This window comes from Sedimentibacter sp., assembly GCF_033447055.1.
Taxonomy (GTDB): Bacteria; Bacillota; Clostridia; order Tissierellales; family Sedimentibacteraceae; genus Sedimentibacter.
The window spans coordinates 1-16,136 of record NZ_JAWQJF010000073.1 but is presented as its reverse complement, the minus strand read 5'-3'; the positions used below and the strand labels follow the sequence as shown (position 1 = coordinate 16,136).

Genomic DNA, 16,136 nt, shown 5'->3' with positions numbered 1-16,136 from the left:
TGCTGTTGAAATTGTGATTCCTCTTTCTCTTTCTTCTGGTGCCTTGTCAATGTTTTCGAATGCTACTGCTTCGCCTGTACCATATCTTTCATGTAATGTTTTAGTAATTGCTGCTGTTAAAGTAGTCTTGCCGTGATCTACGTGGCCGATCGTTCCAACGTTAACATGGGGTTTATTTCTTTCATATTTTTGCTTTGCCATTTTATTTCCTCCATAATTTATTGTATTATTTTTATTATTATTGTTTTTGTGTTATTTTTTCTGCTACACTGTTTGGAACTCTTTCAAAGTGGTCAAATTCCATTGAATAAGCTGCTCTACCCTGACTCATCGAACGAAGTACAGTTGCATATCCAAACATTTCTGATAATGGAACAAATGCATTTACTATCTTAACTCCGCTTCTGTCAGAGAATCCTTCAACTCTTCCTCTTCTGGAACTTATGTCTCCCATAACATCTCCTAAGTAATCTTCAGGAGTTGTTACTTCAACTTTCATATAAGGTTCCATCAATACCGGTGAAGCCTTTCTCATAGCATCCTTGAAAGCCATAGATCCGGCAATCTTGAACGCCATTTCTGAGGAGTCAACTTCATGATATGATCCATCATACAATGTTACTTTGAAATCCAGTACCGGATATCCCGCAAGAACACCATTTTCAGCTGCGCCTCTGATACCGGCTTCAACTGCTGGAATATATTCCCTAGGAATAGCTCCGCCTACAATTGCATTGACAAATTCAATACCCTTGCCAGCTTCAAGCGGTTCCATAGTGATTTTAACGTGACCATATTGTCCTTTACCACCAGATTGTCTAGCATATTTCATATCAACATCAGATGTTCCGGTAATTGTTTCTTTATAAGAAACCTGTGGCTTACCAACATTTGCTTCAACCTTGAATTCTCTTAAAAGTCTGTCAACGATGATTTCCAAATGAAGTTCGCCCATTCCTGCTATAATTGTCTGGCCTGTGTCAGGGTTTGTATATGTCTTGAATGTAGGATCTTCTTCAGCAAGCTTTTGAAGTCCGATACCCATTTTTTCCTGTCCTGCCTTAGTCTTAGGTTCAATTGCTACTTCTATAACTGGGTCTGGGAATTCCATAGATTCCAATACTATCGGATGGTCAGGATCACACAATGTATCTCCTGTTGTAGTGAATTTAAAACCTACCGCTGCTTCTATGTCTCCCGAATAAGATGTTTTAATTTCTTCTCTCTTGTTAGCATGCATCTGAAGAATACGACCAATTCTTTCTTTCTTGTTTTTAGTGGAATTTAGAACATAGGTTCCTGATTCTAATGTTCCCCCATAAATTCTAAAGAAAGTCAATTTTCCTACAAATGGGTCAGTCATGATCTTAAATGCCAACGCTGCTAAAGGAGCATCATCTGCAATATGCACTTCAACTTCTTCTTTAGTGTCAGGATCAAAGCCTTTCATTTGTGGTACTTCAACCGGACTTGGCAAATAATCTAAAACTGCATCCAACATCAGTCTAACACCTTTATGTTTATATGCTGTGCCGCAAAGTACAGGTATTATCTGTACATTGATTGTAGCAACTCTTATTGCTTTTTTCAATTCTTCAACAGTAATTTCTTCACCGTTCAAGTACTTTTCCATCAATAATTCATCAGTATCCGCTACAGCTTCAACTAACTTTTCTCTGTATTCATTTGCTTGATCAACATATTCTTCTGGTATTTCTGTAATAGTGATGTCTGTTCCTTCATCATTGCCATAATTTATAGTCTTCATCTCTACTAAGTCTATTATAGCTCTGAATTTTTCCTCAGTACCAATAGGCAATTGAATCGGAACAGCATTAGCTTTTAATCTGTCAATGATTGTTCCTACCGAAAAGAAGAAATCAGCACCCATTTTATCCATTTTGTTTATTAAACAAATTCTTGGTACACCATATTTGTCTGCCTGTCTCCAAACAGTTTCTGACTGAGGTTCAACACCCATTTTAGCATCAAACACCGTTACCGCACCATCAAGTACTCTCAATGATCTTTCAACTTCAACTGTGAAGTCTACGTGGCCTGGTGTATCAATAATATTTATTCTTACATCTTTCCAATGACAAGTAGTAGCAGCTGAAGTTATTGTAATTCCTCTTTCCTGCTCTTGCTCCATCCAGTCCATCTGAGATGCACCTTCATGAGTTTCTCCAATTTTATGAATTTTCCCGGTATAGAACAGGATTCTTTCAGTAGTTGTAGTTTTTCCCGCATCAATATGCGCCATGATACCAATATTTCTAGTATTTTCCAAAGAATATTCTCTACTCATTTTAACCTCCTTCACGCTGCTAAGTTAAGTTCATTACTTAATTTAAGCATATTACCATCTAAAGTGTGCAAATGCTTTATTAGCTTCTGCCATTTTATGTGTATCTTCTCTTTTCTTAACGCTGGCTCCAACGTTGTTAGCTGCATCCATTAATTCTTTTGCAAGCTTTTCACGCATAGTTTTTTCTCCTCTTTTACGAGAATATCCTACTAGCCATCTTAAACCCAAAGTTTGTCTTCTCTCAGGTCTTACTTCTATCGGCACTTGATAAGTAGCACCGCCGACTCTTCTTGCTTTTACTTCCAAAACTGGCATGATGTTGTTCATTGCTTTAGTGAACACCTCTATTGGTTCTTCACCTGTCTTTTCTTTTATGATGTCAAATGCATCGTAAACGATAGTTTGAGCAACTCCCTTTTTACCATCATACATCAGTTGGTTAATCAATTTGGAAACGACCTTATCTTTATAGATTGGATCTTCCATTACTTCTCTCTTAGGTATGTGACCTTTTCTTGGCACTTTACTTCCCTCCTTAATAATAAAATTTAATTCACAGGTACTCGACAATAATAAATGCCGTTGTGCACAAAATGCATAATATATATTATGGTACTAAGCAGCATCATAACCTGCATAGTGTGCCGGATATCGTCTAGTTATTTTTTTACTTTTTCTCTCTTAGCTCCATATTTGGATCTAGATTGTTTTCTTTTAGCTACACCAGCTGTATCAAGGGTACCTCTGATTATATGGTATCTAACCCCTGGTAAGTCTTTAACTCTTCCGCCTCTTATAAGAACAACGCTGTGTTCCTGTAAGTTGTGGCCAACTCCTGGAATGTACGCAGTAACTTCAACGCCTGTTGTTAATTTAACTCTGGCAATTTTTCTAAGAGCTGAGTTAGGTTTTTTAGGTGTTACAGTTTTAACTGATGTACATACTCCTCTTTTTTGAGGTGAATTAGTTTCATTCATCTTCTTTTGAAGAGTGTTATAGCTTACATTCAATGCTGGAGAATTGGATTTGTATGTTACTTCTTGTCTTCCTTTTCTCACTAACTGGTTTATTGATGGCATTCGTGCACCTCCTTACAAAATATAATTTATTTTAAAACGGCAGCCGCCGCTGCGTTTACGCTAATACCGCAAGACGCTCCAAGCTCCTTCATGTTCTCAAAATATAAAATTTCTATATTACGCTCTTTACAAGCATCTGCGATTGGTTTAGTAACATGCAAATCAGCATCCTTTGAAATATAAATTTTTTCAGCTTCGTCTCTCGCCAAAGCTCTCAAAGTCTGCTTCATGCCAACAACTATTTTTCTATCTTCACTCATACATAATCACCTATCTTATTAACAAATACTTAGTTCATGGGGATATCCCCATGAACTTGTTTATTAATTTATTTAATGATTAAAATACTAAAGTATTCTATCATCTTATTTTTTAGATGTCAAATATTTTTTTGATACTAACACATTTCATTTTATTCCTCTATAACTTCTTGTTCTTCATGTTCAACATCATCTGTAGTAGTACCTATATTCCTGTACTTTTTCATTCCTGTACCGGCTGGTATAAGTTTACCAATAATTACATTCTCTTTAAGTCCAAGAAGATTATCAACTTTTCCTTTTGTTGCTGCATCTGTCAGAACTCTTGTAGTTTCCTGGAATGATGCAGAAGCCAAGAAAGAATCCGTTGCAAGTGATGATTTAGTGATACCTAAAAGTGCAATTTCACCAGATGCAGGTTCCTTACCTTCATCAATTGCAGCTTTATTTTGTTCATTATAATCAAATATTGAAACAAGACTTCCGGGAAGCAATGTGGTGTCTCCTGCTTCTTCGATTCTAACTTTGTTTACCATCTGTCTTATAATAACTTCAACGTGCTTATCACTGATATCAACACCCTGCATCCTATAAACTCTCTGAACTTCCATGAGTATATAAGACTCTAGAGCTTTCATTCCCAAAATATTCAAAATGTCATGAGGATTAATAGAACCATCAGTAATTTTATCCCCAAGCTCCAAGTAATCACCCTCAGTTACCAAAATTTTGGAACCGTAAGGAATTAAATACGTCTTACTCTCAGCCATATCGTTGTTTGTTACTGTAACTTCTCTTTTATGAATTTTTTCAGTTACAGTCACTCTTCCAGGTATTTCAGAAATAATAGCCTGGCCTTTTGGCTTTCTTGCTTCAAAAAGTTCTTCGATACGAGGCAAACCTTGTGTAATATCAGCTGCGGCAGCAATACCGCCAGTATGGAATGTACGCATTGTAAGCTGTGTACCAGGTTCACCAATTGATTGTGCAGCAATTATACCAACTGCCGACCCAACATTAACTAATTTACCTGTTGCCAAGTTAGTTCCATAACATTTTGCACAAACACCGTGAGAAGTTTTACATGTCAGAACTGATCTTACCTTTACTTTTTTAATACCCGAACTTTGTATTTTTTTAGCTGTATCTTCAGATATAAATTCTCCTGCTTTTACCATAACCTCTCCTGTTTCAGGATGGATTATATCACACGATGCATATCTGTCAGCACATCTCTCACTCATATCTTCAATTATTTCTTTTCCATCAATAAAAGATTCTACCTCTATACCATCAGTAGTTCCGCAGTCATCCTCTCTTACTATAACATCCTGGCTTACGTCAACAAGTCTTCTTGTCAAGTAACCAGAGTCTGCTGTTCTAAGAGCAGTATCTGTAAGTCCCTTACGAGCACCGGTAGCTGATAGGAAGAATTCAAGAACAGAAAGACCTTCACGGAAATTTGATTTTACCGGAACTTCAACTGTTTTACCTGATGCACTGGCCATAAGACCACGCATACCGGCAAGCTGCTTAATCTGATTACGACCACCACGGGCTCCTGATACAGACATAATGTAAATGCTATTTAACGGATCCAGGCTCTTCATAAGTGCTTCTGTAACATCTTCTGTAGTCTGATTCCAAACTTTTATAACATTTTCATATCTTTCTTCATCTGTCATCAAGCCTCTGCGATACTTTTTATCGTACTCAATAACTTGCTTTTCAGCTTTTTCAATAAGTAGTTTCTTTTCTTCCGGAACTGTTATATCGCTTACACTTACTGTAATAGCTCCAACAGTTGAATACCTGTATCCTTTAGATTTAATTCCATCCAAAACATCTGCCGTATACGAATTTCCATATCTTCTAAAGCATCTGTATATTATTTCTTCAAGCGATTTCTTCGTTACAGTGGTATCTATTTCCAAAGAAAATTTATCTTTTTCCCTGTCTACAAAGCCAAGATTTTGAGGTATATTTTCATTAAATATAAACCTTCCAACTGTACTTTCAACTAGTTTCGCTTCTCCGTCCACAACACATTTCACTTTAACCCTAGCATGCAAGTCAACTACTTTATTGAAATATGCCACCATCATTTCATCATAATCTTTAAATATCATTCCATGACCTTTACAATTTTCAATTTCAAGAGTCATGTAGTAACTTCCAAGTACCATATCCTGTGTAGGAGTAGTTATTGGTCGTCCATCCTTCGGTGCTAAAATATTGTTTGTAGACATCATTAAAAACCTTGATTCTGCTTGTGCCTCAACAGATAAAGGAACGTGAACAGCCATCTGGTCTCCGTCGAAGTCCGCATTGTATGCTGTACATACAAGAGGATGGAGCTTTATTGCTTTTCCATCAACAAGAACTGGTTCAAAAGATTGAATACCAAGTCTATGGAGTGTAGGTGCACGGTTTAACATTACAGTGTGGTCTTTAATTATTTCATCTAATACATCCCATACTGCATTGTCAACTTTTTCAACTTTTTTCTTAGCACTTTTTATATTGTGAGCTGTCCCATTTTCAACAAGCTTCTTCATAACAAACGGTTTAAACAATTCCAATGCCATTTTCTTAGGAAGACCACATTGGTTAAATTTAAGTTCAGGACCAACAACTATAACAGAACGTCCTGAATAGTCAACTCTTTTTCCAAGAAGGTTTTGTCTGAAACGTCCTTGTTTACCTTTAAGCATATCAGATAATGATTTTAAAGGTCTGTTTCCGGGACCTGTAACAGGCCTGCCTCTTCTACCATTATCAATTAAAGCATCAACAGCTTCTTGAAGCATTCTTTTTTCATTTCTTACAATTATGTCAGGCGCTCCTAAATCAAGAAGCCTTTTTAAACGGTTATTTCTATTTATAACTCTTCTGTACAAATCATTTAAATCTGATGTTGCAAAACGTCCACCGTCCAGCTGAACCATTGGTCTTAATTCTGGAGGAATTACCGGAATAACATCGAGAATCATCCATTCAGGTCTGTTACCTGAAATCCTAAAGGCTTCTATTACTTCAAGTCTTCTTGTGATTCTGATCTTTTTCTGGCCTTTGCTGTCTTTTAACTGACTTTTCAGTTCTGCTGATTCTTTTTCAAGATCTATTTTTTCAAGTAGTTTTTTTACAGCTTCTGCACCCATTTCAGCCTTAAATGCATTTTTATAATGATCTTTGTACTCTCTGTATTCCATTTCAGATAAAAGCTGTTTTTCCGATAAAGAAGTGTCACCAGCTTCTGTAACTACATATTGAGCAAAGTATAAAACTTTTTCCAACGCTCTCGGAGACATATCAAGTATAAGACCAAGTCTACTCGGTATACCTTTGAAATACCAGATGTGAGATACCGGAGCCGCAAGCTCGATATGCCCCATTCTTTCTCTTCTGACTTTTGCTTTTGTGACCTCTACTCCACAACGGTCACATACAACTCCCTTATATCTGACTCTTTTATATTTTCCGCAATGACATTCCCAGTCTTTTGTTGGTCCAAATATTTTTTCGCAAAAAAGTCCGTCTTTTTCAGGTTTTAATGTACGGTAATTAATTGTTTCAGGCTTTTTAACTTCTCCTCTCGACCATTGTCTTATTTTATCAGGAGAGGCCAATGCTATTCTTATTGATTCGAAATTATTGTAATCTACCAAGGAGTTCGCTCCCTTCATTATATTTTTTCAATCGGCCCTTGTATATTTTGGGACATTCCTCTACCTTCTCACACTCATCACTATGGTAGAGGTGTGTCCCACTTCATTAATAATCATCATCGTCGCTATAATCGTCATCTTTATCTAAATCTATCTCAGCGTCGTCAAATATGTCAATATCATCAATTTCGTCAATTTCGTCAATTTCGTCAATATCATCAATTTCGTCAACACCATCAATCTCAGCAACATCAACTTCAATCATTCCATCTGCTTCTACATACTTAAGATCACCAAGATTTTCAACTTCAATTTGTAAGTCATCATCATTATCCATAGTATCGACTATTTCAACTTCATCTTGCTCGCTGGTAATTATTTTAATATCCAGAGCCAAACTCTGCAATTCTTTTACAAGTACCTTGAATGATTCAGGGATTCCTGGTTCAGGAATATTTTCACCTTTGACAATAGCTTCATACGTTTTAACTCTGCCGTTAACATCATCTGATTTAACAGTTAATATTTCCTGCAATGTGTGAGCTGCTCCATACGCTTCCAAAGCCCAAACTTCCATTTCTCCGAATCTTTGTCCTCCAAATTGAGCTTTTCCTCCTAATGGCTGTTGTGTAACCAAAGAATAAGGTCCTGTTGAACGAGCATGTATTTTATCATCAACAAGGTGGTGAAGTTTCAGCATATACATATAACCAACGGTTACAGGTCCGTCAAAGAATTCACCGCTTCGTCCATCTCTAAGTTCAATTTTACCACTTCTTGGATATCCCGCCATTTCAAGAGCATCCCAGATATCATCCTCAGTAGCACCATCAAATACAGATGTTGCAACATTCCAACCTAATTTTTTAGCTGCCAGACCAAGATGCACTTCTAACACCTGACCGATGTTCATACGTGATGGAACGCCCAGAGGATTTAATACTACCTGCAAAGGAGTACCATCTGGTAGGTAAGGCATATCTTCCTCAGGCATAATACGAGAAATAACGCCCTTGTTACCATGTCTACCGCACATTTTATCCCCAACGTTTATTTTACGTTTTGTAGCAATGTAAACTCTGACAAGTTTACTAACTCCCGGGCTTAAGTCGTCTCCGTTTTCTCTGGTAAATACTTTTACATCAACTATAATACCAGTTTCTCCATGTGGAACTTTCAACGAAGTATCTCTGACTTCTCTTGCTTTTTCACCAAAGATTGCTCTTAAGAGTCTTTCCTCGGCAGTAAGTTCCGTTTCTCCCTTTGGAGTAACTTTACCAACAAGAATATCACCAGCTTTAACTTCAGCACCAATTCTAATTATTACTCTTTCGTCAAAGTCCTTTAAAGAATCATCCCCAACATTTGGAATGTCCCTTGTAATTTCCTCAGGACCAAGCTTTGTATCTCTAGCTTCAGATTCATATTCTTCAATATGAAGTGATGTCAAAACATCTTCCATTACAAGCTTTTCATTTAAAAGCATAGCATCTTCGTAATTGTACCCTTCCCATCTCATAAAACCAATAAGAAGATTCTTTCCGATTGCCATATCTCCGTTTTCAGTAGAAGGACCATCAGCAATAATCTGTCCTCTTTTTACTTCATCACCCTTGTATATAATAGGTCTTTGATTTACACAAGTACCACTGTTTGATCTTTTAAACTTCAATATTGGATACTTGTCTATCATATTATTATCGTTTCTTTTCACTAAAATCTCAGATGCAGTTACCGAAAGAGCTACACCATCATGTTCAGCAACAACAACTGCTCCCGAGTCCTTAGCTGCTTTATACTCTAATCCTGTCCCTATAACCGGAGCTTCAGTAATTAAAAGAGGCACCGCCTGTCTTTGCATGTTTGCACCCATGAGGGCACGGTTAGCATCGTCATTTTCAAGGAAAGGTATCATTCCTGTACCAATTGATATTACTTGTTTAGGAGAAACCTCCATGTAATCAACCATATCTCTTGACACAATTTCATTTATACCGTCGATTCCTCGAACAACAACACGGCTGTTTGCAAATGTTCCATCTTCATTTAAAGGTTCATTTGACTGCGCTATTATTTTAGTATCTTCTATATCAGCAGTTATATAATCAATAACATCTGTTACCTGTCCTGTTTCCTTGTTTATTCTCCTATATGGAGCTTCTAAGAAACCATAATCATTTATTCTGGCGTATATTGCCAAAGAAGTAATCAAGCCGATGTTAGGCCCTTCAGGAGTTTCAATAGGACACATTCTGCTGTAATGAGAATGATGAACGTCTCTTACTTCAAAACTTGCCCTGTCTCTGCTTAACCCGCCAGGTCCAAGCGCAGACATTCTTCTCTTGTGAGTAAGTTCTGCAAGTGGATTTGTTTGGTCCATGAACTGAGACAATTGACTGCTTCCAAAAAATTCTTTTATTGCAGCAGAAACAGGTCTAATATTAATTAAAACCTGAGGAGTTACAACGTCAACGTCTTGAATAGTCATTCTTTCTCTTACTACTCTTTCCATTCTTGACAAGCCAACTCTAACTTGATTTTGAAGAAGTTCTCCGACACTTCTTAACCTTCTGTTTCCAAGGTGGTCTATGTCATCAGTACTTCCTATTCCTTTAAATAAGCCTAATTGATAATTTGCAGAAGCAATCATATCTTCAACAATAATATGTCTTGGAGTAAGTTCCTTCATATTATCAACCAACGCTCTTTCAATATCTTCCAAAGAACTGTTTTCTTCTATTATTCTCTTCATTGTTGGATAAAAAACACGTTCTTTTAATCCAAGTTTATCAAAATCTATATCTAATCCAAATACTTTTGGATCAACAAACTTATTACATAAAACTTTAGTAACTTTATCTTCAGAGTTGTAAACATCAACAGAGAACACGCCAGCTGCTTCCAATTTTATTATTGATTCTTCACTGATCGTATCATCCTTATGTACCAATATTTCGCCGGTTTCTTTATCAATAATATTTTCAGCAGATTTTTTTCCTATAACTCTGTTTCCCAAGCTGAGCTTTTTATTAAATTTATATCTTCCAACTTTTGCTAAGTCGTATCTTTTTGGGTCAAAAAACAATGAATTAATTAAAGATGAAGCACTATCTAATGTTGGAGGTTCACCTGGTCTTAATCTTTTGTAAATTTCAATCAGAGCTTCTTCAGTATTAGCAGTATTGTCCTTTTCAAGCGTCTTTAAAAGCTGCTCAGTTTCTCCTAATGTTTCAATAATCTGAGCATTAGAAGAAAGCCCCATAGCTCTTACAAGCACTGTTGCAGGAAGTTTTCTGGTACGGTCAACTCTCACATAAATAATGTCGTTAGAGTCGGTTTCATATTCGAGCCATGCACCTCTATTTGGAATAAGAGTAGCCTCATATAATTCCTTACCAACTTTATCCCTGTTCATATTGTAATACACTCCAGGTGATCTGACTAACTGACTAACAATTACACGTTCTGCACCATTGATGATAAACGTACCTTTTTCAGTCATCAAAGGAAATTCACCCATAAACGCTTCTTGTTCCTTAATTTCTCCCGTTTCCTTATTAATCAGCCTTACTTTAAGTTTTAACGGTACTGAATATGTTGTATCTCTTTCTTTACATTCAACCTGGCTGAACTTTGGTTCACCATATAAAGAATGATCAATAAATTCCAGAATCAAATTGCCGGTGTAATCCTCAATTGGTGAAATATCATCAAATACTTCTTTCAAGCCCTCGCTTAAGAACCATTCGTAAGATTTCTTTTGCACTTCAACTAAATCTGGCAATTCTAAAACTTCATTAATCTTAGAGTAAGACATTCTCACTCTATTACCTATTTTCACAGGATGCGGCATTTTTTCACCCCTTAGTTTAATAATTTTTTGTTGGCTTACAATTTCTATGCCAACATTTTATGCTCATGGCAATATATAATAATATCACCATATTTTTTTTATGTCAATATTTTTTTGCTTTTTTATTTATTTTTTTAAATTATAATTTACTTATGTTGTAATACGATTTCTCACGCAAACATACACATTTGCTATTATTTGCTAATTTATAAATAATATGCATATGAATTATATTTAAAATGAGCAAAAAAGACTTTACTCATTATGTAAAGTCTTTTTTATTGTCAATAATGTTAACTATTTAATTTCTACTGCTGCGCCTTCAGCTTCTAAAGCAGCTTTCATTTTGTCTGCATCTTCTTTTGAAACTGCAGTTTTCAATGTAGTAGGTGCTCCATCAACTGCATCTTTAGCTTCTTTCAAGCCAAGACCTGTTAATTCTCTTACAACTTTGATAACTTTGATTTTGCTTGCGCCAGCCGAAGCAAGAACAACATCAAATTCAGTTTTTTCTTCTTCAACAACTGCTGCAACACCTGCACCACCAGCTACTGCTACTGGAGCTGCTGCTGATACACCAAATTCTTCTTCTATTGCTTTAACTAATTCATTTAATTCTAATACTGATAATAATTTTATTTCTTCAACAAATTTTGTGATTTTTTCACTTGCAATTTCAATATACCTCCTATTTTTCCGTTAATTATTAGTTTTTTTATTTTGCAGGGAGACGCACCTTTAAGGAGAGTCAGCCCCTGAGGATAAACCTTAAAGGAATGTCCCCGATATTTCATATTTTGTTACTAGCTTGCTATTTCTTCATTTTTCTTTCTGATTTGATCAAGCATATAAGCAAGATTTCTGATATTTCCTTGTAATACACCAGCCAACTGTCCAAGAAGAACTTCTCTTGGTGGTACACTTGCCAATTGTTTCATTTGGTCAGCGTTCATGACTTTGCCTTCTGCTATACCAGCTTTAATTATAAGTGTTTCATTGCTAGTTTTAGCGAAGTCATTTGTAACCTTTGCTGCAGCTAATTCATCATTAAATGATATAGCAATGGCATTTGGTCCTTCCAAATTTACGTTAATATCTTCATATCCCAATTCTTTAAACGCAAAACGCATTAAAGAATTCTTATAAACTTTATATTCAACGCCAACTTCTCTGCACTTATTTCTCAATTCTGTAGCTTTTTCAACTGTCAATCCTTTGTATTCAACCAGTACAACTGATTTAGCACTTCTTAACTTTTCAGTTATGTCGCTGACTACTTGTTTTTTCTGTTCTAACACTGTTTGATTCATGTACGGTTACACCTCCTTAACAAAAAAATCCCTCCGCAGACGAAGAGAAATTGTTTATAATTTCAACCTCGGCTGGATATTAAACTCCTCGGAGTACCAACTGTCTGCGGTATTTATTTAATTTTAGTTCTATGTCAATACTAGTCCATTAGTTTTGTTGTATTCAACTTAATGCCAGGTCCCATTGTGCTAGCTATAGCAACACTCTTCAAGTATTTACCTTTAGCAGCTGCCGGTTTAGCTTTAACAATAGCATCCATTACAACTTTTAAATTATCAACTAATTTTTCTGTACCGAAAGATTTTTTTCCTACAGGAACGTGAATAATGTTTGTTTTATCAAGTCTGTATTCAACTTTACCTGCTTTAATCTCCTGAATAGCCTTTGCTACATCAAATGTTACTGTTCCTGATTTTGGGTTAGGCATTAAACCTTTAGGTCCTAATACTCTACCAAGTCTACCAGCAATACCCATCATATCTGGAGTTGCTATTACAACATCAAAATCAAACCAGTTTTCTTTTTGAATTTTATCAGCCAATTCAGCTTCACCCACGTATTCTGCTCCAGCTTCTTGAGCTTCTTTAGCTTTATCACCTTTTGCAAATACTAATACACGAACAGTCTTACCAGTTCCGTGAGGTAGAACTACAGCGCCTCTTACTTGTTGGTCTGCATGTCTTGAATCTACACCTAATTTTACGTGAGCCTCAACAGTCTCATCAAAATTAGCTTTTGCTGTTCCAAGCATAACTTCTACAGCTTCTTCTAAATCGTATAATTTCAATTTATCAATTGTCTTCATACTATCTTGATATTTTTTTCCTCTTTTTGGCATTTAATTACCCTCCTTTGTGGTCAAGCAGCCACTACAGCCTTCCACAGTGCCGTGTTAATTATTTTTCTACTACAACGCCCATACTCCTTGCAGTACCCGCTACTAAGTTCATAGCTGCTTCAATAGTATTAGCATTCAAATCTGGCATTTTTACTTTTGCGATTTCTTCGCATTTTTCCTTAGAAAGTGTTGCTACTTTCTTTTTGTTTGGTTCGCCCGAACCACTTTCAATACCAACTGCTTTTTTTATTAGAACTGCCACTGGTGGAGTTTTTGTGATAAATGTAAATGATCTATCTTGATAAACAGTTAAAACAATAGGTATTATCATACCTGCTTGATCTGCTGTCCTTGCATTAAATTCTTTACAAAATCCCATTATATTCACACCATGAGGTCCTAACGCTGTACCAACCGGTGGAGCTGGAGTAGCCTTTCCTGCTGGTATTTGCAGCTTAACTATAGCCGTTACTTTTTTAGCCATATCGTTGCACCTCCTTCATACGTAAACGCATGTATCTATTGAAAAGTTGTTAAACTTTCTCAATCTGATCATAATCAAGTTCGATAAGAGTTTCTCTCCCAAACATTGATACAAAAGCTTTAATTTTTCTTTTTTCCTGACTGATGCTTTCTACAACACCAATAAAGTCCTCAAACGGGCCTTCTTTCACCTTGATAGTATCTCCTGCAAAAAGCTCTATGGCAGGAAGTCTTTCTACAACGCCAAGTGCTTTTACTTCTTCATCTGTCAAAGGGACTGGTTTAGAGCCAGGACCTACGAAACCGGTTACTCCCCTCGTGTTTCTTACAAGATACCAAGATTCATCAGTCATTATCATTTTAATGATAACATAACTAGGGAACATTTTTCTTTCTTTCATTTTCTTCTTGCCGTTTTTAACTTCAGCAAATTCTTCTACCGGCACTCTAACTTCAAAAATTATATCCTGCATTTCCCTGTTTTCAACAAGTTTTTCAATATTAGCCTTAACTTTGTTTTCATGTCCTGAATATGTATGAACAACATACCATCTTGATCCTTGTGATTCCTGCTTCATACTCGCATTACTCCTTTTTAAACAATCAATGTAACCAAATTCTGGAATACAAGATCCAATCCCCAAATTACAAGCGCCATAGCAAAAGTAGTAGCAAGAACTACAACAGTATAATTCAATAATTCCTTTTTAGTAGGCCAATTGACTTTTTTTAATTCTGATTTTACACCCTTGAAATAATTATTCACACGAGCTGTAACTTTTGGTTTTTCATTTTCTCTATTTGACATTTACCAACACCTCAATACGGTTATTTTGTTTCCTTGTGAAGAGTATGTTTTTTACAGAATTTGCAATATTTATTCAATTCTAATCTTTCAGGATTTTCTCTCTTGTTCTTTTCTGTATCATAATTTCTTTGTTTGCACTCTGTGCATGCTAATTTAACTGCTACTCTCATTTTACACCTCCAAGACCCTTATTTGCTCATAAGACTCATTATCCAATATAAGATATCATAAAACAATTTAACTGTCAATATTTTTTTAACGTTAAAGTCTTATAATTTCATTTTTTCACTAAAAAAAGCCTCTGCTCAAGCAAAAGCTTCTTTCACCCTATGAATTATACATTTATAAAAATCGCTTGTCAATAAAAATTTATAAGTAATTTTCATCATTATCATCTTAGCTCCCCATTCCTTTAAAAAACAGCGGTAGGTCTTCTTTATTTTATTATGCTAGTAACAACTCCGGATCCAACTGTTCTTCCGCCTTCACGGATTGCAAATCTTAATCCTTCTTCTATTGCTATTGGATGGATTAATTCTACTATAAATCTTGAGTTGTCTCCTGGCATGCACATTTCTACGCCTTCTTCAAGGTCTATTTGTCCTGTGATGTCAGTTGTTCTGAAATAAAACTGTGGTCTGTATCCGTTAAAGAATGGTGTATGTCTTCCGCCTTCTTCTTTAGTTAATACGTATACTTCTGCGTTGAATTTTGTATGTGGTGTTATTGAACCTGGTTTTGCAAGTACTTGACCTCTTTGGATTTCATTTCTTTGAATTCCTCTAAGAAGTGCTCCTATGTTGTCTCCTGCTTGTGCCTGATCAAGTAATTTCTTGAACATTTCAACACCTGTACATACAGTTTCTTTTGGTTCTTCATTCAATCCAACGATTTGGATCTTATCCTGAACTTTTAATACTCCTCTTTCAACTCTTCCTGTTGCAACTGTTCCTCTGCCTGTGATTGAGAATACATCTTCTACTGGCATTAAGAATGGTTTGTCGATGTCTCTTTCTGGTGTAGGTACCCATTCATCTACTGCTTGCATTAATTCAAGGATTTTGTCTCCCCATTCGCCTGCAGAATTTTCAAGAGCTTTTAATGCTGATCCAACTATGATTGGTGTGTTATCTCCGTCAAATTCATATTCTGATAAAAGTTCTCTAACTTCCATTTCAACTAATTCGATTAATTCTGGATCATCAACCATATCAGCTTTGTTTAAGAATACTACTAATCTTGGAACTCCAACCTGTCTTGCAAGAAGTATATGCTCTCTTGTTTGTGGCATAGGACCATCTGCTGCTGATACAACTATGATACCGCCGTCCATTTGTGCTGCTCCTGTAATCATGTTCTTTACATAGTCAGCATGGCCTGGGCAGTCAACGTGTGCGTAGTGTCTGTTTGGTGTTTCGTACTCTACGTGTGCTGTTGAAATTGTGATTCCTCTTTCTCTTTCTTCTGGTGCCTTGTCAATGTTTTCGAATGCTACTGCTTCGCCTGTACCATATCTTTCATGTAATGT

Annotated in this window: 15 protein-coding genes and 1 other annotated feature; all 15 genes read right to left on the bottom strand. The window is 36.1% G+C overall.

What is annotated here, in order from left to right:
- On the bottom strand, positions 1 to 201 hold a 201-nt coding region (locus SA378_RS04930; RefSeq protein WP_318524872.1), incomplete at its 3' end, for a GTP-binding protein.
- Between the two features lie 37 nt (positions 202 to 238).
- Positions 239 to 2,308: an elongation factor G gene (gene fusA / locus SA378_RS04925; protein WP_318524871.1), complete on the bottom strand. Its 2,070-nt coding sequence runs from the start codon at positions 2,306 to 2,308 to the stop codon at positions 239 to 241.
- Between the two features lie 51 nt (positions 2,309 to 2,359).
- Positions 2,360 to 2,830, bottom strand: coding sequence for a 30S ribosomal protein S7 (rpsG, locus tag SA378_RS04920; protein ID WP_318524870.1), 471 nt, complete (start codon positions 2,828 to 2,830; stop codon positions 2,360 to 2,362).
- A 137-nt stretch (positions 2,831 to 2,967) separates the two neighbouring features.
- Positions 2,968 to 3,387, bottom strand: coding sequence for a 30S ribosomal protein S12 (gene rpsL / locus SA378_RS04915; protein WP_019227368.1), 420 nt, complete (start codon positions 3,385 to 3,387; stop codon positions 2,968 to 2,970).
- A 26-nt stretch (positions 3,388 to 3,413) separates the two neighbouring features.
- The gene (locus tag SA378_RS04910; RefSeq protein ID WP_318524869.1) at positions 3,414 to 3,647 is read right to left on the bottom strand and encodes a ribosomal L7Ae/L30e/S12e/Gadd45 family protein; all 234 of its coding nucleotides are present in this window, start codon (positions 3,645 to 3,647) and stop codon (positions 3,414 to 3,416) included.
- 152 nt (positions 3,648 to 3,799) lie between these two features.
- A complete protein-coding gene (gene rpoC / locus SA378_RS04905) occupies positions 3,800 to 7,315 on the bottom strand; it encodes a DNA-directed RNA polymerase subunit beta' (RefSeq protein WP_318524868.1) in 3,516 nt (1,171 codons plus the stop codon).
- A 106-nt stretch (positions 7,316 to 7,421) separates the two neighbouring features.
- Entirely contained in the window at positions 7,422 to 11,168 is a 3,747-nt protein-coding gene (gene rpoB, locus SA378_RS04900; RefSeq protein ID WP_318524867.1) for a DNA-directed RNA polymerase subunit beta, read from the bottom strand.
- A gap of 297 nt (positions 11,169 to 11,465) precedes the next feature.
- Complete coding sequence (rplL, locus tag SA378_RS04895) at positions 11,466 to 11,843, bottom strand: 50S ribosomal protein L7/L12 (protein ID WP_318524873.1); 378 nt, start codon at positions 11,841 to 11,843, stop codon at positions 11,466 to 11,468.
- A 128-nt stretch (positions 11,844 to 11,971) separates the two neighbouring features.
- Complete coding sequence (gene rplJ, locus SA378_RS04890) at positions 11,972 to 12,478, bottom strand: 50S ribosomal protein L10 (protein ID WP_318524866.1); 507 nt, start codon at positions 12,476 to 12,478, stop codon at positions 11,972 to 11,974.
- A gap of 13 nt (positions 12,479 to 12,491) precedes the next feature.
- Positions 12,492 to 12,606: a sequence feature (ribosomal protein L10 leader region), on the bottom strand.
- Positions 12,607 to 12,618: 12 nt separating this feature from the next.
- Positions 12,619 to 13,317, bottom strand: a complete 699-nt coding sequence (rplA, locus tag SA378_RS04885; RefSeq protein ID WP_318524865.1) for a 50S ribosomal protein L1 — start codon at positions 13,315 to 13,317, stop codon at positions 12,619 to 12,621.
- Between the two features lie 58 nt (positions 13,318 to 13,375).
- Complete coding sequence (gene rplK / locus SA378_RS04880) at positions 13,376 to 13,801, bottom strand: 50S ribosomal protein L11 (RefSeq protein WP_318524864.1); 426 nt, start codon at positions 13,799 to 13,801, stop codon at positions 13,376 to 13,378.
- Positions 13,802 to 13,850: 49 nt separating this feature from the next.
- Positions 13,851 to 14,378: a transcription termination/antitermination protein NusG gene (gene nusG, locus SA378_RS04875; RefSeq protein WP_318524863.1), complete on the bottom strand. Its 528-nt coding sequence runs from the start codon at positions 14,376 to 14,378 to the stop codon at positions 13,851 to 13,853.
- A gap of 17 nt (positions 14,379 to 14,395) precedes the next feature.
- Positions 14,396 to 14,608: a preprotein translocase subunit SecE gene (gene secE / locus SA378_RS04870; protein WP_318524862.1), complete on the bottom strand. Its 213-nt coding sequence runs from the start codon at positions 14,606 to 14,608 to the stop codon at positions 14,396 to 14,398.
- A 20-nt stretch (positions 14,609 to 14,628) separates the two neighbouring features.
- Complete coding sequence (rpmG, locus tag SA378_RS04865; protein ID WP_318524861.1) at positions 14,629 to 14,778, bottom strand: 50S ribosomal protein L33; 150 nt, start codon at positions 14,776 to 14,778, stop codon at positions 14,629 to 14,631.
- Between the two features lie 266 nt (positions 14,779 to 15,044).
- Positions 15,045 to 16,136: elongation factor Tu (gene tuf / locus SA378_RS04860; protein ID WP_318524860.1), on the bottom strand; the 1,092-nt coding region annotated here is incomplete at its 5' end.

Excerpts from the sequence above, each read along its gene's own strand:
- rpoB (WP_318524867.1), bottom strand. The coding sequence starts at position 11,168 with ATGCCGCATCCTGTGAAAATAGGTAATAGAGTGAGAATGTCTTACTCT.
- rplJ (WP_318524866.1), bottom strand. The coding sequence starts at position 12,478 with ATGAATCAAACAGTGTTAGAACAGAAAAAACAAGTAGTCAGCGACATA.
- secE (WP_318524862.1), bottom strand. The coding sequence starts at position 14,608 with ATGTCAAATAGAGAAAATGAAAAACCAAAAGTTACAGCTCGTGTGAAT.
- nusG (WP_318524863.1), bottom strand. The coding sequence starts at position 14,378 with ATGAAGCAGGAATCACAAGGATCAAGATGGTATGTTGTTCATACATAT.
- rpmG (WP_318524861.1), bottom strand. The coding sequence starts at position 14,778 with ATGAGAGTAGCAGTTAAATTAGCATGCACAGAGTGCAAACAAAGAAAT.
- rpsL (WP_019227368.1), bottom strand. The coding sequence starts at position 3,387 with ATGCCATCAATAAACCAGTTAGTGAGAAAAGGAAGACAAGAAGTAACA.
- fusA (WP_318524871.1), bottom strand. The coding sequence starts at position 2,308 with ATGAGTAGAGAATATTCTTTGGAAAATACTAGAAATATTGGTATCATG.
- rplA (WP_318524865.1), bottom strand. The coding sequence starts at position 13,317 with ATGCCAAAAAGAGGAAAAAAATATCAAGATAGTATGAAGACAATTGAT.
- SA378_RS04910 (WP_318524869.1), bottom strand. The coding sequence starts at position 3,647 with ATGAGTGAAGATAGAAAAATAGTTGTTGGCATGAAGCAGACTTTGAGA.
- rplK (WP_318524864.1), bottom strand. The coding sequence starts at position 13,801 with ATGGCTAAAAAAGTAACGGCTATAGTTAAGCTGCAAATACCAGCAGGA.